The organism is Amycolatopsis sp. NPDC049688 (assembly GCF_040674975.1).
Taxonomy (GTDB): domain Bacteria; phylum Actinomycetota; class Actinomycetes; order Mycobacteriales; family Pseudonocardiaceae; genus Amycolatopsis.
The window spans coordinates 300,674-318,881 of the sequence record NZ_JBFANY010000005.1; the positions used below are offsets into that span (position 1 = coordinate 300,674).

25 protein-coding genes are annotated in these 18,208 nt (G+C 73.3%); 14 read left to right on the plus strand and 11 right to left on the minus strand.

The genetic code is table 11. From position 1 onward, the window contains the following. The first annotated feature begins 58 nt into the window (after window positions 1-58). Window positions 59-583, plus strand: coding sequence for an ABATE domain-containing protein (locus AB0J55_RS20175; RefSeq protein WP_364250226.1), 525 nt, complete (start codon window positions 59-61; stop codon window positions 581-583). 100 nt (window positions 584-683) lie between these two features. Continuing rightward, a complete protein-coding gene (locus AB0J55_RS20180; protein WP_364250229.1) occupies window positions 684-1,457 on the plus strand; it encodes a hypothetical protein in 774 nt (257 codons plus the stop codon). A gap of 282 nt (window positions 1,458-1,739) precedes the next feature. Here the strand turns inward: AB0J55_RS20180 and AB0J55_RS20185 are convergent, their stop codons facing one another. Continuing rightward, window positions 1,740-2,396 (minus strand): lytic polysaccharide monooxygenase, encoded by a 657-nt coding sequence (locus AB0J55_RS20185; protein ID WP_364250232.1) that lies wholly within the window; start codon window positions 2,394-2,396, stop codon window positions 1,740-1,742. A gap of 385 nt (window positions 2,397-2,781) precedes the next feature. On the opposite strand from AB0J55_RS20185, the gene AB0J55_RS20190 reads away from it, so the two are divergent. Further along, window positions 2,782-3,075, plus strand: a complete 294-nt coding sequence (locus tag AB0J55_RS20190) for a hypothetical protein (protein ID WP_364250234.1) — start codon at window positions 2,782-2,784, stop codon at window positions 3,073-3,075. A gap of 249 nt (window positions 3,076-3,324) precedes the next feature. Then, window positions 3,325-3,507, plus strand: coding sequence for a hypothetical protein (locus AB0J55_RS20195; protein ID WP_364250236.1), 183 nt, complete (start codon window positions 3,325-3,327; stop codon window positions 3,505-3,507). Between the two features lie 7 nt (window positions 3,508-3,514). Here AB0J55_RS20195 and AB0J55_RS20200 read toward each other — a convergent pair whose 3' ends face one another. From AB0J55_RS20200 to AB0J55_RS20225, 6 genes are all read right to left on the minus strand, one after another. Further along, window positions 3,515-4,321, minus strand: coding sequence for an MBL fold metallo-hydrolase (locus AB0J55_RS20200; RefSeq protein WP_364250239.1), 807 nt, complete (start codon window positions 4,319-4,321; stop codon window positions 3,515-3,517). A 61-nt stretch (window positions 4,322-4,382) separates the two neighbouring features. After that, entirely contained in the window at window positions 4,383-5,015 is a 633-nt protein-coding gene (locus tag AB0J55_RS20205; protein WP_364250242.1) for a DUF3618 domain-containing protein, read from the minus strand. Further along, window positions 5,012-5,422 (minus strand): phage holin family protein, encoded by a 411-nt coding sequence (locus AB0J55_RS20210; RefSeq protein WP_364250245.1) that lies wholly within the window; start codon window positions 5,420-5,422, stop codon window positions 5,012-5,014. The genes AB0J55_RS20205 and AB0J55_RS20210 overlap by 4 nt, the downstream gene beginning before the upstream one ends. Then, window positions 5,422-6,294 carry a hypothetical protein gene (locus tag AB0J55_RS20215; RefSeq protein WP_364250248.1) on the minus strand — a complete coding sequence of 291 codons (873 nt, stop codon included), beginning with the start codon at window positions 6,292-6,294 and terminating at the stop codon, window positions 5,422-5,424. The genes AB0J55_RS20210 and AB0J55_RS20215 overlap by 1 nt, the downstream gene beginning before the upstream one ends. A gap of 110 nt (window positions 6,295-6,404) precedes the next feature. Next, entirely contained in the window at window positions 6,405-7,190 is a 786-nt protein-coding gene (locus AB0J55_RS20220) for a MerR family transcriptional regulator (protein WP_364250251.1), read from the minus strand. A gap of 8 nt (window positions 7,191-7,198) precedes the next feature. Next, window positions 7,199-7,663, minus strand: coding sequence for an SRPBCC family protein (locus AB0J55_RS20225; RefSeq protein ID WP_364250254.1), 465 nt, complete (start codon window positions 7,661-7,663; stop codon window positions 7,199-7,201). A gap of 113 nt (window positions 7,664-7,776) precedes the next feature. Between AB0J55_RS20225 and AB0J55_RS20230 the strand changes: the two genes are divergently transcribed. From AB0J55_RS20230 to AB0J55_RS20255, 6 genes are all read left to right on the plus strand, one after another. After that, window positions 7,777-8,148 (plus strand): STAS domain-containing protein, encoded by a 372-nt coding sequence (locus tag AB0J55_RS20230; protein ID WP_364250257.1) that lies wholly within the window; start codon window positions 7,777-7,779, stop codon window positions 8,146-8,148. 40 nt (window positions 8,149-8,188) lie between these two features. After that, window positions 8,189-8,998, plus strand: a complete 810-nt coding sequence (locus AB0J55_RS20235; RefSeq protein WP_364250260.1) for a nucleotidyltransferase — start codon at window positions 8,189-8,191, stop codon at window positions 8,996-8,998. Next, window positions 8,995-9,726, plus strand: coding sequence for a metallophosphoesterase (locus tag AB0J55_RS20240; protein WP_364250263.1), 732 nt, complete (start codon window positions 8,995-8,997; stop codon window positions 9,724-9,726). The genes AB0J55_RS20235 and AB0J55_RS20240 overlap by 4 nt, the downstream gene beginning before the upstream one ends. Before the next feature lie 228 nt (window positions 9,727-9,954). Then, on the plus strand, window positions 9,955-10,212 hold the full coding sequence (locus tag AB0J55_RS20245; RefSeq protein ID WP_364250266.1) for a hypothetical protein: 258 nt from the start codon (window positions 9,955-9,957) through the stop codon (window positions 10,210-10,212). Continuing rightward, window positions 10,199-10,753, plus strand: a complete 555-nt coding sequence (locus AB0J55_RS20250) for an RNA polymerase sigma factor (protein ID WP_364250269.1) — start codon at window positions 10,199-10,201, stop codon at window positions 10,751-10,753. Before AB0J55_RS20245 ends, AB0J55_RS20250 begins: the two co-directional genes overlap by 14 nt. Beyond that, a complete protein-coding gene (locus AB0J55_RS20255; RefSeq protein ID WP_364250272.1) occupies window positions 10,750-11,709 on the plus strand; it encodes a hypothetical protein in 960 nt (319 codons plus the stop codon). The genes AB0J55_RS20250 and AB0J55_RS20255 overlap by 4 nt, the downstream gene beginning before the upstream one ends. 67 nt (window positions 11,710-11,776) lie before the next feature. Here AB0J55_RS20255 and AB0J55_RS20260 read toward each other — a convergent pair whose 3' ends face one another. Then, entirely contained in the window at window positions 11,777-12,385 is a 609-nt protein-coding gene (locus tag AB0J55_RS20260) for an SGNH/GDSL hydrolase family protein (protein ID WP_364250790.1), read from the minus strand. A gap of 41 nt (window positions 12,386-12,426) precedes the next feature. Between AB0J55_RS20260 and AB0J55_RS20265 the strand changes: the two genes are divergently transcribed. After that, window positions 12,427-13,215 (plus strand): alpha/beta fold hydrolase, encoded by a 789-nt coding sequence (locus tag AB0J55_RS20265; protein ID WP_364250275.1) that lies wholly within the window; start codon window positions 12,427-12,429, stop codon window positions 13,213-13,215. A 70-nt stretch (window positions 13,216-13,285) separates the two neighbouring features. Continuing rightward, complete coding sequence (locus AB0J55_RS20270; protein WP_364250278.1) at window positions 13,286-14,248, plus strand: zinc-binding dehydrogenase; 963 nt, start codon at window positions 13,286-13,288, stop codon at window positions 14,246-14,248. A gap of 1 nt (window position 14,249) precedes the next feature. Here AB0J55_RS20270 and AB0J55_RS20275 read toward each other — a convergent pair whose 3' ends face one another. Further along, window positions 14,250-15,065 carry a hypothetical protein gene (locus AB0J55_RS20275; RefSeq protein ID WP_364250281.1) on the minus strand — a complete coding sequence of 272 codons (816 nt, stop codon included), beginning with the start codon at window positions 15,063-15,065 and terminating at the stop codon, window positions 14,250-14,252. A gap of 174 nt (window positions 15,066-15,239) precedes the next feature. Here AB0J55_RS20275 and AB0J55_RS20280 point away from each other — a divergent pair, with 174 nt between their 5' ends. Both AB0J55_RS20280 and AB0J55_RS20285 read left to right on the plus strand, forming a co-directional pair. Beyond that, window positions 15,240-15,992 (plus strand): SDR family oxidoreductase, encoded by a 753-nt coding sequence (locus AB0J55_RS20280; protein ID WP_364250284.1) that lies wholly within the window; start codon window positions 15,240-15,242, stop codon window positions 15,990-15,992. After that, complete coding sequence (locus AB0J55_RS20285) at window positions 15,989-16,759, plus strand: SDR family oxidoreductase (RefSeq protein ID WP_364250287.1); 771 nt, start codon at window positions 15,989-15,991, stop codon at window positions 16,757-16,759. The genes AB0J55_RS20280 and AB0J55_RS20285 overlap by 4 nt, the downstream gene beginning before the upstream one ends. Before the next feature lie 46 nt (window positions 16,760-16,805). On the opposite strand, the gene AB0J55_RS20290 is transcribed toward AB0J55_RS20285, so the two are convergent. Both AB0J55_RS20290 and AB0J55_RS20295 read right to left on the minus strand, forming a co-directional pair. Next, a complete protein-coding gene (locus AB0J55_RS20290; RefSeq protein WP_364250290.1) occupies window positions 16,806-17,318 on the minus strand; it encodes a dihydrofolate reductase family protein in 513 nt (170 codons plus the stop codon). A 54-nt stretch (window positions 17,319-17,372) separates the two neighbouring features. Further along, complete coding sequence (locus AB0J55_RS20295) at window positions 17,373-18,164, minus strand: enoyl-CoA hydratase-related protein (RefSeq protein WP_364250293.1); 792 nt, start codon at window positions 18,162-18,164, stop codon at window positions 17,373-17,375. Window positions 18,165-18,208: the final 44 nt, after the last annotated feature.

Genomic DNA, 18,208 nt, shown 5'->3' on the forward strand with positions numbered 1-18,208 from the left:
CCCACTGTCTGGTGACGCCAGCTTGGCAGGCGACCACGTCACCGGTCAATATGGTGACGTGTTCACCTTCCTCGGCGGCCGCCCCTGCCTGGACCTGACGACCACGCTGCAGGTCCGGCACCGCGAGCACCCCCGTGAGCTGCTGAAAACCCCCGCCGACGTCACGCGCTGGCTGGCCGAGGCCGGCTACGGGCCGGACATCGCCGTCGACGAGGACGGGCTTCGCCGGACGATCGCCCTCCGTGAAACCGTCGACCGCCTGTGCCGCCGGACCGGACGTGACACCGACCGGGCGGAGCTGAACGCGTTCGCCGCCCGGCCGCCCTTGGTGCCGCACTGGACGGGCACGGCCGTCGAGTACCGCGGCGACCTCGGGCAGGCGCTCGCCACCCTCGCCCGGGACGCCATCGACCTGCTCGCCGGCCCGCACGCCGCCCGGATCCGGGAGTGCGCGCACCCGGACTGCAGCCGGCTGTTCCTCGACAGTTCCCACGCCGGCCGCCGCCGGTGGTGCGACATGACCGCCTGCGGGACGAAGGCCAAATCCGCCGGCTACCGGCGGCGCCGGAGCGGCGGTTCGTGACGCCGATGGGTGGCGGAGGTTCCGGACGGCCTCTCACTGGGTAGCCCACAGGTGTGAGCTGGGCAGGCCATGCCTGCTGCGACGAGTGAGAGGTGATCACATGAGCCAGGGCGACGCCCCGGTCGGGCGATCGGTGAAGACGGCGGCGGCCGGCGTACGGGATCTCGCCGCGGAGGCCGCGCGGGTGGGGGCGGCCGCAGCCGCGCGGGCGGTCGAAATCACCGACCGGAAGCTGGCCGAGAGCAAGGACGAATTGGCGAAGGTCGGCCGCGCGGCGACCAAGGACCTCGACAAGAGCACCCGGTCGTCCCGCCGCGACGTGCTGGCCCACTCCGGCGCCGCCCGCGACGAGGTGCTGGCCCGGGCGGCGAAGCTGCGCGACCCGGGCCGCAAGGCGGCGCAGGCGGTCGCGACGGTGATGAGCTCGGCCGGCGAGTCCGGACGGCGGCGCCGCAAGACGGTGGCGACGGCGAAGCGCGACCTGGCGGTGGCGCTGCAGGAGGCCAAGAGCGTGGCCCGCGGCGAGCGCACCAAGCGGACGCGCTGGCCGTGGCTGCTGGCGCTGGGCGCGCTGGCGGCGGCGGTCGTGGCGGTGGCCAAGGTCCGCCGCCCGAACCCGTTGGCGGACAACGACACTACGCAGAAGCCGACGGAGAAGCCGGCCACGCAGTCGACGGAGAACGCGGCGGCCATCCCGGCCGAGAAGCCGGCGGCCCCCAAGCCGGAGACGGCCGACCCGCTCGCCCCGAAGCCGGGCGAGAAGCCGGCAACCCCGAAGCCGCCGGCGGCCGGCGAGAAGGCGACCCAGGCGGTCAAGACCGACGGCGCGAACGGCCGCGCGCCCGCGGGCCGCGGGCAGAACAAGGCCCACTAGTCCGGCGGTCCGGTGCCCGCACCCGAGGTGATCACGGGTGCGGGCACGGCCGTGCCCGGGTGCGGCATTGCCCCGCCGCGGGCGAGAACCGCTACCCGGATGTTCCGTTTCGCCCCCGGCGCGACCGAGGAGCCGCCATCCGCGGCACCCGGCAGAAAGCGCTTTCTCCCACCGGCCGTCGTGCGGCCGCCCGCGGCATCCGACACTGCACGCCACGCTGCCGGGCAAGCTGAGTCCATTGCCGGAGACCCGGGCCGCGGGCGACCCCGCGGCCCGGACCCATCACCGGCCGGAGAAGTTCACGTCACTGCAGAAGTAGTACGACTGGTCGAGGTGGCTCGCCTGCCAGATCGTGTACACCACGTGCCGTCCCGTCCGGGTGCCCGCGTTGACCGCGACCTGGTACTGCCCCGCGGGGGCGTACCGGCCCGTCTGGGCGACCAGCTCCAGGTTGCCCCAGCCCAGCGGCTGCGTCGCCGGGTCGAAGCCCTGCTTCGTGATGTACACCAGCAGGTAGTCGGCGCCGTGGTGGGCCTGGTCGGTGATGGTGAGGGTGAACCGGTTGTCCTTGTTCGCCGTCTGCCACGGGCCGACCGTGTCGAGGGCGTTGTACCGGGGCGCCTGGGTGCGGCCGCCGCTGCACAGCGTGCCGTCCGGGATCGCGCCCTGGTGGTTGCCCTTGACGCCTTCGCGGTAGAGCCCGTTCCAGTTCCACATCGCGTTCGGGTCGGCCTGCCAGGCCTGCCAGCACATCGGGTCCTTGGTCGCCATCGTGGGGTTCTGGAAATCGCTGCCCCAGCGGTTCCAGCAGCCGTAGTTGCGCGACGGCGGATCGGTGGCCGAGCCGTGAGCGTCGGCGACGCCGGTGAGCACGCCGCCCAGCAGCACGGCGGTCACCGCCGTGACCAGCAGGGAGAGCAAGGTTTTGCGGGGAACCACGCTGTCCTCCTTCGTCGGGGCCGGAATAGGGGAGCGCTCCCAGGAGTCGTGCCGGACGACCATACGTGGCGTCGCCCGCCACCGGCCACCGCGTGAGCTCCGGAACCCGCGGCGGGGAAGCGCTTTCCGGCACGGACGCGGACTGAACGGTCACTGAACGGCGGAAGACCTCTCGTGCCGGGCCGCCCGATCGGGCCCGCGCCGGCTGACGCCCGGTGAACGCGGGCGCGGCGGGCTGCGCCGCCCGGGTGCATCCGGAAAAATCCTCACCGGAGCGCCCCGGTCCTCAACGGACTTGAAGTGATTTCCGTGAAGTGCTATAGGAATAAGGGAGAGCAGGACATGACCTGGTGACATCGCGAGACGATCCGGGGAGTGAACGACGATGCCGGACAAGATCGCCCGTTCGGCCGCGGCCGGCGGGTTCACCGACCTCGTGCTGGCCGACCCCGCGTGGGTCCGGGCGGAGTTCGACGCGATCGTGGCCGCGAACTTCGGTCCGCCGCCCCCTCCCGTTCCCGCCGCCCGGCACCGTCCGCGAGGCTTCCGCCCGGCCGCCGTCCTCGGCCGGCCGCGGCGCCGGCCGGGTGTCCGGCTGCTCGCCGCGAAGTGCCCACGCCGGGAGCGGGCGCCGCCGCGGACGCCGGAAAGTGAAGGGACACTGAGGAAAGAGGGGTGATGCCGGGACGGCACCCGGACGCACTCCGGCGCCGGCGTGCGCTGCCTGCCCCGACAGCGGCCGGTAGGACCCCGCGGGCCCGGCCACCGCGCCTCCAGGCGCATCCCCGCGGCAGCGACGCCGGCGTGCCGGGAGCCGTCAAGTTCGCGCAGACCACGGACAACGGTTTCGACACGCTGGTTCCTCCGCCGGTCCCGGTGCCGCCCGACGGCTCCGGGACCGGGTGGGGGCGAGCGGAAGGAGACCAAGATGCCCGACGAGTTCACCCCGCCCAACGACCTGGCCGACCAGCAGGCGCCGGCCGGCCCCGCCCGCGAAGACGCCGAAGACGCCGAGGACGCCGCCGATGTCCCGGTCGACGCCGACCCCGCCGACTTCGCCGATCAGCACCGCGAGGCGCCCGTCCTCGACGACAGCGAACCGTGGCCGTGAACCGGGGTCACAACGCCAGGAATTCGCCCCGCTGCAGCAGCTGCACCCGCGTCGGCGGCCGGCGCCGCCGGACCTCTTCGAGGAAGTTGGACACCGGTGAGTGGAAGAGCCCGTAGTCGTCGAAGTGCACCGGGATCGCGCGCCGGGGCTCCAGCAGGTTCAGCAGGTCGACGCCGCCGCGGTGGTCGAGCGTGACCAGGACGCCGAACGCCCGGGTGCCGCCCAGGTGCACGACCGCGAGGTCGAGGGCGGGGAAGCGGTCGCGGATGGTCCGCAGTTCGTCGTGCAGCACGGTGTCGCCGCTGAGGTAGATCCGAAGCGGTTCGGCCGCCGCGTCCCGGCGGTACTCCAGGACGCTGCCCATGACGGGCGGCAGCAGCCGCTGCACCGGGCCGGGGGCGTGGCGGGCGGGCACGGACGTCACCGTCAGCCGCGCGTCGCCGTCGGAGAACGTCTCGGTGGTCCACGTCGGCAGCGGGAGCGGCGCGTGGAACCCCCGCCGCAGCAGGCGGGTGCCGGCGTGCTCGGTGGTGAGGATGGGGGTGTCGCGCGGGAGCTCGCGCGACGCGATCCGGTCGAAGTGGTCGCCGTGCAGGTGCGACAGGACGACCCCGGTCAGCGGCGGCAGGTCCGCCGGCTGCAGCGCGGGTTCGGTGCGCCGCCGGGAAAACAGGCCTTGGCCGAAGTACGACCACTGGCCGCGGTGCAGGAAGTTCGGGTCGGTGAGCAGGGTGAACGGGCCCAGCCGCAGCACGGTCGTCGCGGTCCCGACGAACATCAGCGAGTCGCCGCCGGGCGGGTCGAACGAGGTCATCGGGAACCCTTCTCCGGAAGCCGGGGCGCGGCCGGGCCGGCCGCGCCCCGGAAGCGGCGCCTCAGCTCTGGGACCGCACGTTTTCCCGCGCCTCCTGAGCACGGTCGGTGACGTCCCCGGTCGCCGACCGGGCTTCGTCCTTCACCGTCGACGCCGCGTCGGCCGCTTCGGACTTGACCGACTCCGCCGCCTGCTGGACGGGCTCGGCCAGGTTCTCCTTCAACTCCTCGGCCGCGTGCTGGGCGACCGGGGCCACATGCTCGCGGGCGAGGTCGGTGGCCTGGCTCGCGAGCCGGCGTTCCGGCTCGCTCGCGGGCAGCAGGGACGACACCAGCCAGCCCGCGCCGAAAGCGATCAGGCCCGCGGCCAGCGGGTTGCCCTGCGTGCCACGGCGGATCGACGCCGGTGCCTCGCCGACGGCGCCGGCCGCGGAACTCACCTTCTCGCCGGCCACCGAAGCGACGTCACCGGCCGCCGAAGCGACGGACCCCACCTTGTCCCCGGCCGCCGACGTCTGGTCGGCCGCCGTCCCCATGACGCGGTCGCGCGCGGTGCCGAACGCCGTGCGCACCCGGCCGACGCGGCGTTCGACGATCCGGCCCGGGCTCACCTTTTCGGTGAGGGCGTTCACGTCCGTGCTGAGATTCCGTTGCGTGCCTTCGATTTCGCGGCGGATCCGCTCCGGTTCCGTCATGGTCGTTCGCCTTTCAGTGCGTCCGGGACCTGCTGGAGGGTCTCGACGGTGCGTTCGGGTTTCGGGTTGATCCGGCGGACCTCGCGCCGTCCGGTCGCGTAGAGGACGGCGCCGGCGATCGCCCACAGCACCGCGACGATCAGCGCCGCCCAGCCGGAATCCAGCACGTTCGCCAGCCCCTGCCACAGGGCGATGGAGAGGAACAGCGCGACCATGTAGCCGGCGAAACCCGCGCCGCCGAGCATGCCCGCGCCCTTCGCGGCCTTGCCCGCCTCGGCCTTCACTTCGGCCTTCGCCAGCTCCACCTCCTGCCGCACCAGGGTGGAGAGGTCCTTCATGACGTTGGACATCAGCTCGCCGACCGAAGCGTCGGCGACGTCGACGGGTTCGCCGGGGCCCTGCGTCATCACGGCACCTGGCCCGGCGAGGAGAAGCGGGGGTCGGGCTGCGGCAGGCCGGGTGCGTGCGGGCCGCCGTCCGGGGGCTGCGGTGCGTTGTACCCGGCCGGCGCCGCGCCCGGACGGCTCGGCTGCGGGAGTCCGCCCGGCGGCTGGGGCGCGTTGTAGCCGCCCGGGGCGGCGTATCCGGTTCCCGCGCCGTAGCCGGCGGGCGCCGCGTCCGGCTGCGGGAGTCCGTGCGGCGCCGCGTCAGCCGGCTGCGGGAGCCCCTGCGGCGCCGCGTCACCCGGCTGCGGGATCGGCGGCGTCGCGGCCGGGCCGGCGTGGGGCTGGGGCGCGCCCGCGCGGCCGTCCGGCGAGTGTTCCTCCTTCTGCTGCGCGACGACGCCCCGGGTGAGCCGCCCGACGAGCGCGCCGGCCACGGCCGCGCCGACCAGGAACGCGCCGGGACGGCGGCGGGCGAAGCGCCGCACCTCGTCCAGGAGGTCGCCGGGTTCGCGGTGCTCGAGCCAGCCCGCCACCGAACGCGTCCGCTCCAATGCCTGGCGGGCGAGGTCCGCCGCGACCCCGGGGGAGTCGGTCTGCTCCGCCATCCGCTCCAGCTGGCCGGCCAGCTGGTGGAGGCTGTCGGCGGCCTTCCGCTGGCCGTCCCTGGCCTGCGCCTGCAGCTGTTCCCGGCCTTCGCGGAGCAGGTCGCGCGCTTCGTGCTGGGCGTGCTGCGCCACGTGTTTGGCTTGGTCCGCGGCCGTCTGCGCGACCTGGCCGCCCCGGTCGGCGGCCGTGGTGGCCACCTCGCGGGCCTCTTCCTTGGCGGTTTCCGGTATCGACGGCGATCCGCCGCCCTGCTGCGGCGGTGACTGACCGCCGGGTCCCTGCGTCATTTCGGCCTCCTGCGGGAGAAGCATTTCCGCGCCTTCGTGGGTGCCGGCGCTCACCACCGGCCTGGTAGTGCGGCTGGCTACCCGGGCGGTCCGGGGATAAACCGGACGGCTCAGGCCGTGGCGGTCAGCAGCGATACGGCGGCGCGGAGGCTGCCCGGCTCGTCGGAACCGGACCCGGCCACGACGAGCCGGCGCGCCCGAAGGCCGCTCGGAGGAGCAACCGGGCGGGTGCTCCACAGCACGACGGCGGCCGGCCGGACCCGGCCGATCGCGTGCCGGAGCGCGGTTTCCGGCACCGAAGGGCCGAGGAACAGGGCGGCGCGGCCCTGCTCGGCCAGTGCCGCGCGCAGGGCTTCGAGGGGGAGCGTGTGCCGCTCACCGTCCACACAGGCCAGCAGCACCGGTGGCGCGGCCCCGGCGGGGGTGGGGATGCGGTGCAGGGCCGCGGCAATCGCCCACGACAGCCCGTGCACCAGGTCGATGCACCGGCCGGCGTCCGGGCCGCAGAGGGCGCCGAGCGCCGGCCGGCAGAGCTCGTCCCAGGTGCCGGCGACCCCGCGGCCGGCCAGGTGCGCGTCGAGGAGCGCGACGGCGGTGTCGAGCTTCAGCTGCCGGACGGCGGTCAGCAGGGTGCCCACGTCGGTGCCGCCGCCCGGGCGGAACGCCCGCGCGGCCGCGGTTTCCGCGCTGCACCCCTGCTCGATCAGGTGCTTCATGCGCAGCAGCGCGTCGACGTCCGCCCGCCCGTAGCGGCGGTGGCGGCCCGGCTGCGGCGCGGACAGCGGGAGGCCGTAGCGGCGGTGCCACGCCCGCAGCGTGGACGCGGGCAGCCCCAGCATCTGCGCGACCGCCCCCGCCGTCCAGGTGACGGCGGGGGCGGGTACGAGCCGGTCCACCGGCGGGGTCAGTTCCCGGGGCGGGCGACGTCGCCGCGCCAGGCGCCGGTCTCCTGGCCGTCGCGCTCCTCGATGAAGGTCTTGAACCGGCCGAGGTCGCCCTTGACGCGGCGGTCGAGGATGCCCAGCTTGTCGGCGACGTTCTCGACGAAGCCGTCGGGATCGATGTCCAGCTGGACGGTGACCCGGGTGCGCCGGTCGTCGAGGCGGTGGAACGTGACGACGCCCGCGTGGGTCGGCCCGGAGTCCGACTTCCAGGCGACGCGCTCGTCGGGGTGCTGCTCGGTGATCGTGGCGTCGAACTCCCGGGGCTGCCCGCCGACGCTGATCTTCCAGTGGGTGTGGGTGTCGTCGAGCTGCCGGATCTCGTCGACCCCCTCCATGAACCGCGGGAACGACTCGAACTGCGTCCACTGGTTGTAGGCGGTGGTGACATCGGTCTCGACGTCGACGGATTCCGTGACGGTGCTCATCGCGGCCTGTCCTTTCCTCGGGTCGGGATCGTCCATTCCGGGGGTACCCGGCAAATCGATGACAAAACGATGCAAACGTTCTAGGGTCGGGGCATCGACGAGAAGGAGACACCGTGCCCGAGGAGCCGGCGCCCACGCTGACGGTGCGCATCCGCACCCTGCCCGAAGCCGTCGTCGTCGCCGCGGACGGCGACCTGGACCTGGGCACCGCGTCGGTGCTGCGCGCGGGAGCACGGGCGGCGCTGGCCGGGGCACCGCCGGCGCTCATCGTGGACCTGGGCGGAGTCAGCTTCTGCGGCTCCGCGGGCCTGCAGGTCATCGCCGAGGTCGTCTCGACGGCCGAGGCCGGGCGGCTGCCCTTCGCGGTGGTCGCCGACGGTCGTCCGGTGCTGCGGGCACTGCAGGTCACCCGGCTGGACGAGACGCTGGCGCTGCACCGGACGGTCGACGACGCCCGCGCGTGGATCCGGGAACGGGCCGCGTAACGGCGGTTAAGGCCGGGCCGCCCGCGGGTAACCCCCGGCCATGGAAGCGGAGGCGCTGCTGCAGAGCCTGACCCGCGTCGTGACCGCGCTGGACGGCACGGGCATCCGGTTCGCCGTCGCCGGCGGCCTGGCCGTGTACGCCCGGGGCGGTCCGCCGTCGGACCACGACGTCGACCTGTTCCTCAAACCCGGCGACGCGGACCGGGCCGCGGAGGTGCTCACTGCCGCCGGGCTGCGCCGCGTGCACCCGCCGGAGGACTGGCTGACGAAGGTCTACGACGGCGAAATCCTCGTCGACCTCATCCACGGCCCCAACCACCGGCCGGTGACCGACGAGCTGCTCGACCGCGCCGCGCTGATGCGGATCGGCTCCACCGCGGCGCCCGTCGTCTCCGGCACCGACCTGCTGGTGGACAAGCTGCTCGTGCTGAGCGCGCACCGGTGCGACTTCGCGCCGCTCCTGCGGATCGCCCGTGACCTGCGCGAGCAGGTCGACTGGCACGACGTCGCCGTGCAGGTGTCCGCGTCCCCCTACGCCCGGGCGTTCCTGGCGCTGCTGGGCGACCTGGCCGTGATCGACCCGAAGGAGGCTCTCGTGCCCGAAGCACCGCAGTACCTCGTCGCCCGGCTCAGCCGGGCCCTGGCCGAAGACCCCCGCACCGCCGAGCTCGGCGTGCACGTGACCGTGCGGGGCGAGCACGTCCACCTGACCGGCGAAGTCCTCTGCCCCGAGCGGAAGGCGGAGGTGGACGCCGTCGTCGGCGAGTACCTGACCGGGGAGCTGGTGCACAACGACATCCGGGTGGCGGACGTCCGCGAACCGGCGAGCGCGGAGGAGATCGGCCGATGAGGATCGCCGCGGTCGGGGACGTGCACCTGGGCGAGGACTCCCGCGGCCTGCTCCGGCCGGCCCTGGAGCACCTGGCGGGCACGGCCGACGTCCTGCTGCTGGCCGGCGACCTCACCCGGCACGGCACGCTCGAGGAAGCCCGCGTGGTGGCGGAGGAGATCGCCGGCCTCGGCGTGCCGGTCGCCGCGGTGCTCGGCAACCACGACCACCACAGCGACGCGGCCGAGCCGATCGCGAACCTGCTGCGCGAGACGGGGGTCGCGGTCCTCGAAGGCGACGCGGTCCGCTTCGACCTGCCGGACGGCTCCCTGGGCGTCGCGGGCGTGAAGGGCTTCGGCGGCGGGTTCGCCGGCAAGTGCGCCAGCCGCTTCGGCGAGCGCGAGATGAAGGACTTCGTCGAGCACACGATGGCGTCGGCCGATTCGTTGCGCAAAGCGTTGCAAAGCCTCGACACGGACGTCGTCGTCGCGTTGACGCACTACGCGCCGATCCCCGGGACGCTGCACGGCGAGCCGCCGGAGATCCACCCGTTCCTGGGGTCGTACCTGCTGTGCGAACCGATCGACGAGGTGGCCGCGGACCTGGCCCTGCACGGCCACGCGCACTTCGGCTGCGAACAGGGCGTGACGCCGGGCGGGGTGCGGGTGCGGAACGTGGCCCAGCCGGTGATCCGGAAGGCGTACGCGCTGTACGAGCTGCACCCGGCGGAGCTGTCGGCCCGCAGCTGACGCCTCAGGCGGCAAGCTGCGCGGCGTCTGTGGTCGGCAAGCAAGTCACCTGGTCCAGTGAAGAGCAAACCCTTGACAAAGGTACTCAAATGAGCGTTCTTTCGAGTCGCCTCGTTTGATCACGGTGCACGGTACGATTTTTCCCCAGTGAGGTAACGCGGGCTCGATTTCCACCCTCTTTCCATCGTGCGGCCGACCCACAGACCGCAGGCGGCGAGAGAGGACGGAATGGCTCTGTTCATGGCGATCATCGGAGCACTGAGCGTGCGCGGTGTCGCGCTGGGGAGTATGTGGATCCGGCTGAGCTGGCATGCCCGGCAGGAAGACACACGCCGGCTTGCGGTGCTGACCTGGGCGGCAGCATTGCCGCATTTCGGCGAGCTTGACGAGATCCGGCCCGATGGCAGCCGGATTCGGATCACCGTGGCTGGCACTCGCGCCGGAGTTCTCGACCGAGATCCGGAGGGGCCCAGTGGACAAGGGTGACGGCGCCCAGGGCGCGAAGGCGGACACCGGCAAGCTCCGGGATCCCGCCGCTGACCTGCGCGACGCGGCGTTCAGTGCTTTCTACCGGAACTCCATGGCCCGGCTCGTCACGTTCTTGAGGTGGCAGGGTGCGAGGCAGGCCGATGCGGCCGATGCGGCGCAGGAGGCCATGATCAAGGCCCACCGGCACTGGGCCACCATCCAGAACCCGGACGCCTGGGTCAGACGTGTCGCGTCTCGTGAGTGGGGCCGGATCGCCCATGACGTCGAGACACCTGTCGAATCCCGATCCGTGAGCAGTGCGCTGCTTCGTCCCACGGACGACATCGAGGAATTGGAGAAACGCAACCATATCCTGCGCCTGCTGGCGCGCTTGCCGCCGCGCCAGCGCCAGGTCCTGGCCTGGACGATGGACGGATACAGCCCCGCGGAAATCGCGGAAGAGCTGGACATCACACCGGAAGCAACACGTACCGCTCTGTTCAAGGCTCGCCGGGCATTGTCGAACCAGGTCGGGCCCGCCAACTGGGGGCGACCGTGAGTTACGAAGAGTTGGGTGGCTACTGGTTCGACGGCCACTGGTTCGACCGAACGCTGTACAGGTGGCACGAAGACAGCATCTATGAAGTTGCCGCCGGCTTGGACGTCGATGCCGGCCTGGCCGAGATCCTGATCGGTTCCCGGTATGAGATTCTCGTCGCCTACGTGGGCGAGACTCTGGACATCGACGCGGGCTTGGCTGCCATCCTGCCACCGTCCCAGGCGCCGGACTCCCTGCTGGAGCTGGAAGGTCACGCTTCACCGTTCAAGACGCTCCTCGGTACCTACGTAGCCGATTTCGTGCTGCGTTCCCCTCGGGAGCGGCTGCTCGCTCGTGCGTGGCTTCCGCTGGCGAGACTGCCGGTACTCCGCAGTATCGCCAACGTGACGGCCTGCGCCTACGACTTCGCGCTGGAAGTCGACGCCGGGGAAGATCTCGACCGGCCCCGAGTATGTGGCTTCGCCGACGATATCGGCCGCCTCGGCGAGCTCGACCTGTACTGGACGGCGCAACGCGAGCTGGTCATGAACCGTGCCCGCGGACTCTTGAGCAATCCTGTCCCCATTTACGAGATCGTGGAAACCCTCGTCGACGTTCTTCGCAGGGCGTTGAGTGACACGGCGCACCACACCCCTGCGTTGGAAACTTCGCTCGTCGGAGCTCTGATCCGCGACAGCGAGCACTCACCGCTCTACGCTCGCGCCCACGAGCTCGCGCAAGTCGTCGAACTGCTGGAGGAGGCCGTCATTTCGATGGCAGGCGCGGATTTCACCGACATCAACCTCCGGGGCATTCCCTTGGACGGTGTGCGCTGGACGAACGACACTCAGTGGCCGGAGTTCTGGGCGGACAGGATCCGGTCCGACTCGGTGCTGATCGCGCCGGGACTTTGGGAAGTCCGCGCCGGTGGCGCCGGCACCGGCCTGTCGACCGAAAGCCCGGCCTATCAGCTGTGATGGACCGAGCCGGCATGCTGCTGCCGGGGCGCGACAACCCGGTAGCAGACAACCCAGTGGCAACGGCTCAGGCGGCGAGCTGCGCGGCCGCGGCCAGCACGTGCGGTGCCAGGCCGTCGGCGATCACCGCGTACCCGGCTGACGACGGGTGGAAGCGGTCGGCGGAGAACAGCGCCGGTTCCGCGGCGAAGCGGGCCGCGAGTTCCGGGCCCGCCGTCGCCACCGCGCCCCCGGCCCGGATGGCCGCTTCGGCCTGGGCCTGTGCGTAGTGGCCGCTGGCCGCGGAGACCAGCTGCCGGTAGGGCCCCGGTACCCGCGCCACGATCCCCAGATCGGGTGCCGGCACCACGATCACCCGGGCGCCCGCCCGGACCAGCCGGGCCACGGCGTCGTGCAGCTGCCCGGCGCCGACCGCGGGCGAAACGAACCCGGCCAGGTCGTTCGCGCCGATCACGATCAGCGCCAGGTCGACTCCCTCGCCGAGGGCCACGCCGACCTGGCGTTCCAGGTCGGCCGAGCGGGCTCCGGGCACGCCGAGGCCCCGCAGGCGGACGGGGTGGCCCGCGTCGCGCAGCCGCCGGGCCAGCCGGCGGCCGAGGGTGTCGTCCTCGCGGGTGACGCCGACGCCCGCCGCCAGGGAGTCACCGAGGATGCAGAATCTCAAGGGTGCGGTCATCACCGGGTACAACGTGGCGGGGACGCCGTTGTTTCCCGTGGATGGGATGGGCCGTCGTGGTGGTGCTGCTCGTGCTCGCCGCGCTGTGGGCCGTCCAGCGGCGGCTGATCTACCTCCCGGACACCACCCCGGTGCCCGCCGCCGCCCAGCTGCTGCCCGGCGCCGAGGACGTCCGCCTCCGCACCTCCGACGGGCTGGAGCTGGGCGCCTGGTACGTCCGGCCGCCGAGCCGCGAGCCGGTGGCCACCGTGCTCGTCGCCGGCGGCAACGGCGGCAACCGCGCCGGGCGTGCCCCGCTGGCCGCGAAGCTCGCGGAAGCCGGGCTGGCCGTGCTGCTGCTCGACTACCGCGGTTACGGCGGCAACCCGGGCCAGCCCAGCGAGGACGGCCTCGCCCAGGACGTCCGCGCGGCGCACCGCTTCCTGACCGAAGACCGGCGCGTCCCGCCCGGGCGCCTCCTCTACTTCGGCGAGAGCCTCGGCTGCGCCGTCGTGACGGAGCTGGCCCTCGAACACCCGCCGGCCGGGCTGGTCCTGCGGTCGCCGTTCACCGATCTCGCTTCGGTGGCCGCGGAAATCCACCCGTACCTGCCGGTGCGCCTGCTGCTGCGCGACCGGTTCCCGGTGAAGGAGGAGGCCGCGCGGCTGCACGTCCCGGCGGTCGTGGTCCTCGGCGGCCGGGACTCGATCGTCCCGCCGTCCCAGAGCCGCGAAGTGGCGGCCGCGGCCTCGGCCCGGCTGGTGGAAGTCCCCGGCGCCGACCACAACGACCCCGTGCTGCTCGACGGCCCCGGCGTCGTCGACGCGGTGACGTCGCTGGTGCCGCGCTGAACCTGGTCCCGGCAGACCCAGGTTCGGCCGGGCCTGGCCCGTCCCGCGCGGCTGCCGCAGTGTCGAGGCCATGACGAACAGCATGAACGCGGTCACCATCCCCGAATTCGGCCCCGCCGAGGTCCTGCGGCTCGCGTCCGTGGCGGTCCCGGAACCGGGACCGGGCGAGGTCTCGATCGACGTCGCCCACGCCGGCGCCAACTTCGCCGAGATCCTCTACCGGCAGGGCGTCGTGGACGTCCCGCTCCCGTTCGTCCCCGGCATCGAGGTCTCCGGCCGGATCCGTGCCCTGGGCGAAGGCGTGACGGGCCTGGCCGTGGGGGAACCCGTGGCCGCGCTGACGATCGTGGCGAGCGGGGGCTACGCCGAGGTCGTCACCACCGCCGCCGGACTCGTCGCCCCGCTGCGCGGGATCGATCCGGCGGTGGCGGCCGCGGTGCCGTCCAACAGCACCACTGCCTTCCTCGTGCTGGAGCTCGTGGCCGGGCTGAAGCGCGGCGAGCGCGTGCTGGTGCACGCCGCCGCCGGCGGCGTGGGCAGCCAGCTCGGGCAGGTCGCCAAGCTGCTCGGGGCCGGGCGGGTGGTCGGCACCGTCGGCAGCGCGGCGAAGATCGCCGTCGCCGAGTCGTACGGCTACGACGAGGTCGTCCTGCGCGGCGAGGCCGGCGGCACCGGCGAGTTCGACGTCGTGGTGGACATGGTCGGCGGGCCGGCGCGCCGCGCGAGCCTCGACCTGCTGGCGCCGATGGGCCGCCTGGTGGTCATGGGCAACGCCTCGGGCGCCGAAGACGCCGGCATCTCCGCCAACGAACTGTGGTTCACGAACAAGACCGTGGCCGGCTTCAACCTCGCCGCGCTGTCCGCCGTCGCCCCGGAAACCGTCGGCCGGGCCCTGCGCCGCGCCGTCGCGGCCGTCGCCGACGGCACCCTGCGCGTCGACGTCGAACCGCTGCCGCTGGCGGACGCCGTGGTGGCGCACCGCCGCCTCGAATCCGGCTCGACGACCGGGAAGCTCGTGCTCCGCGTGCGGTGACTCAGGTCCCCATCTTCTTCATCAGCTCGCCCAGGTCGACGACCTGGTCGGCGGGCGGCGGCCGGATGTCCACCGGCTTGCCCCAGTCGCGGTAGTCGGTCGTGGCCCGCAGCGTGGGGTCCCCGTGCGCGTTCGCCGGGGCCCCGGCCGTGAAGTCGACGGAGAACCGCGCCGGCCGCCGCGCCGCGTCCAGCCACAGCTCGGCAGGCAGCTTGGCGGTCGGCGCGGCCGGCCTGCCGTCCGCCGACGGCACCGCGAGCTCGGGGAACAGCTCCGGCGCCCTGGCGGTGTCGAGCTCCAGGACGTAGTGGTTGACCGGCCCGTCGGCGAGGCGGGTCGGCTCCGCCGACACGATCCGGCCGGTCCGTTCGATCTCCACCAGGGCCCGGCCGAGGTCGGGCAGCTTCAGGAGCACCGGGATCCCCGCGCCGGCCGCCCGCAGGACCGGGTCGGGGCTGTCCGGGTCGGTGCCGATCCACTCCTTGCCGGGCGGTCCCTGCGGCGTGTGGGTGAAGGTCTTCTTGCCGATCACGCGGAACTCGGTGCCGTCGACCACCATCGTGAGGCTGCCCGTGCTGCCGTCGAAGCTCAGCGAGCCGGTGGCCTCCTTGGTGTTCGTCCCGAGCACGGCGGCCATGCCGAAGCCGGCGGACGGCGCTTCGGCGATGCCGGCGCGCGCGGCCGCGACGAGCTGGCCGACGTCGGTGACCGGAGCCGTGAGCGTCGAGGGGACCGTCGGCCGGGTGCCGGCCGGGCCGGGATCACAGGCGGCCAGGAGCAGCGCGGCCGTGGCGATCGACAAGCCGGTCCTGCGCACGGGGCCCCCTCGGTGTCGTGATCCCGGGGAAAGTATCGGGAGAAGGTCACGTTCGGGACATCATCGCGGCGGCGGGTGTGACGTGTGTCCGCCTTGAGACCCGGGGCGCATCGCGCATAATGACCCCTGACCGACTGCTTGGTATGTGCCGGGCACCACAGCCGAAGGAGACCCGTGAACTCGTTCAAGGATCGCGTCGCGATCGTCACCGGGGCCAGCCGGGGCATCGGCCTCGGGATCGCGAAGACGCTCGTCGAGCGGGGCGCCAAGGTGTGCCTCACCGCGCGCAAGCCGGAGGCGCTGGAGGAGGCGGTCAGCTCGCTCGGCGGCCCGGACGTCGCCATGTTCGTGGCCGGCAAGTCCGACGACACCGCCCACCAGGACGAGACGGTCGCCAAGACGATCGAGACCTTCGGCCGGCTGGACTACCTGGTCAACAACACCGGCATCAACCCCGCCTACGGCCCGGCACTGGACATCGACCCCGCCGCCGCGGCGAAGATCCTCGCCGTCAACGTGCTCGCGCCGCTGGCGTGGACCAAGCGCGCCCGCGACGCGTGGATGGGCGAGCACGGCGGTGCCGTCGTCAACGTCGCCTCCGTCGCCGGCCTCGGCGCTTCGCCGGGCATCGGCATGTACGGCGTCAGCAAGGCCGCGCTGATCCGGCTGACCGTCGAGCTCGGCGCCGAGCTCGGGCCGAAGATCCGCGTCAACGCGGTCGCCCCGGCCGTGGTGAAAACGAAGTTCGCGACGGCGCTGTACGAGGGCCGCGAGGAGGAGGTCGCCTCGGCGTACCCGATGAAGCGGCTCGGCGTGCCGTCCGACATCGCCGGCGCGGTCGCGTTCCTGCTGTCCGACGACGCGGGCTGGATCACCGGGCAGACCGTGGTCCTCGACGGCGGCGTGACCCTCGGCGGTGGCCTGTGACCGGCGTCGTCGTCACCGGCGGCGGGGGCGGCATCGGCGCCGCGCTGGCCCGCCGCTTCGCCGCCGGCGGCGCCCGGGTCGTGGTGGCCGACCTCGACGGCGACAAGGCCGCGGAGGTGGCCGCCGAAGTCGGCGGGACGGCGTTCGCGGGCGACGTCGCGAGCCCGGACGGCGTCGCGAAGCTGGTCGACAGCGCCCGCGGGACGCTGGGCGAGATCGACGTCTTCTGCGCCAACGCGGGCATCGCGCCCTTCGGCGGCGCGGAAAGCCCCGAGGAGGTGTGGGCGCGCACCTGGGACGTCAACGTGATGGCGCACGTCCGCGCGGCCAACCTGCTGCTGCCGGCGTGGCTCGAACGCGGCCGGGGGCACTTCATCGCGACGGTGTCCGCCGCCGGCTTGCTGACCAGCCTGGGCTCGGCGCCGTACTCGGTGACCAAGCACGGCGCACTGGCGTTCGCCGAATGGCTGTCGGCGACCTACCGGCATCGCGGCATCACGGTGCAGGCGATCTGCCCGCAGGGCGTGCGCACGGCGATGCTGGAGAGCACCGGCACGGCGGGCCAGCTGCTGATGGGCGCGTCGGCGATCGAGCCGGAACAGGTGGCGGACGCGCTGTTCACGGCGATCGACGAGAAGCGGTTCCTGGTGCTGCCGCACCCGGAGGTCGCGGGCTACTACGCGGCACGCGCCACGGAAACCGACCGGTGGCTGGGCGGGATGAACAAACTGCAGCGCAAGGTCGAAGAGGCGCTCGGACCGCAGTGACGTCCGTGGGTGCCCCGCCGCCGCGGAGACGGCGGGGCGCCACGGTCTACCCGAGCACCCGGTACCAATGCGGCGCGAGGGGCTCGAGTTCGACGGCCGGGCCGGCCCGGTCGAACATCCGGACCCCGGAGCCGAGCAGGACCGGCACCGGCAACGCCAGGATCTCGTCGAGGAGCCCGGCTTCCAGGCACTGCCGGGCGACGTCGGCGCCGAGCACGTTGACGTACTTCTCGCCCGCCGCCGCCTTCGCCGCGGCCACCGCCGTCGTCAGGTCGCCGACGAACGTCACGCCCGGTGCCGGGGCCGGGGCGTGGTGGGTCAGGACGAACTGCGGTCCTTCCCAGCCGCCGCCGAACGCCTTGCCCTCGCCCTCGCCGCCGCGGTGCGGGTCGTCGCCGCCGTACGTGCGGCGGCCCACCAGCAGCGCTCCGATGCGTGGGATCAGGTCGTCGACCAGGGGGTCGGGACCCAGGTGCGGGGTCAGCCAGGACATGTCGCCGCCCGGGCCGGCGATGAAACCGTCGACCGAGCAGCTGAACGCGTAGAGCAGTTTGGCCATGGGACCCACCTCCGTGTCGGGGACGCAGGTACTGACGGCGGCCGCCGCCGGAACTCATCGGCCGGGCGGGAACCGCGGCGGACGGCGTTCGTTCCAGCTCGCCAGGCCCTCCGCCAGCTCGGGGCGGCCGAACGACTCGATCATCAGTTCCGTGGCCGAACGGGCCGCCTCCGGCAGCGGCAGCAGCGCCTCCCGCGCGAACTGCGCCTTCATCACCGCCATCGACCGCGGCGCGCTGTGGGTCGCCAGTTCGGTGGCGTAGGCGTGCGCGCGCAGCTGCAGCTCTTCGGCCGGGACGACCTCCTGGACCAAGCCGTAATCGAAGGCCTGCTCCGCGGTGAACGTGCGGCCGGACAGCAGCAGGTCGCGGGCCCGGCCCTGGCCGACGAGCTCCGGCAGCAGCTTCGCGATGCCGTACTCGGCGATCAGGCCGCGGCGGGCGAAGGCGGTGGTGAACTTGGCGCCCGCGGCGGCGAAGCGGACGTCCGCCGAGCAGGCGATGACGAACCCCAGCCCGGCGCAGCCGCCGTTGACCGCGGCGACCACCGGCACGCCGACCGAGGTGGCCGCGAGCACGTCCCGGAAGTTCTCGTGGCCGCTTTCCCCGGCGGGCGGCCCCTCGGCCAGGGCGTCGAGCAGGCCCAGGTCGGCGCCGGGGCAGAACGCCCGGCCCGCACCCGTGACGACGACCGCGCGGACCTGCGGGTCGGCGTCCGCCTGCCGCAGCACGGCGCCGTAGCGGGCCTGCATCGGCACGTCCATCGCGTTGTTCCGGCCGGGCTTGTCGAACGTGCACGTCGCGACCGCGCCGTCCGCCTCGTACCGCACACCATCCACAGTGGACATCGCCGCCTCCTCGGGGTCGAGCACCATACTAAGCGGTCGCTTGC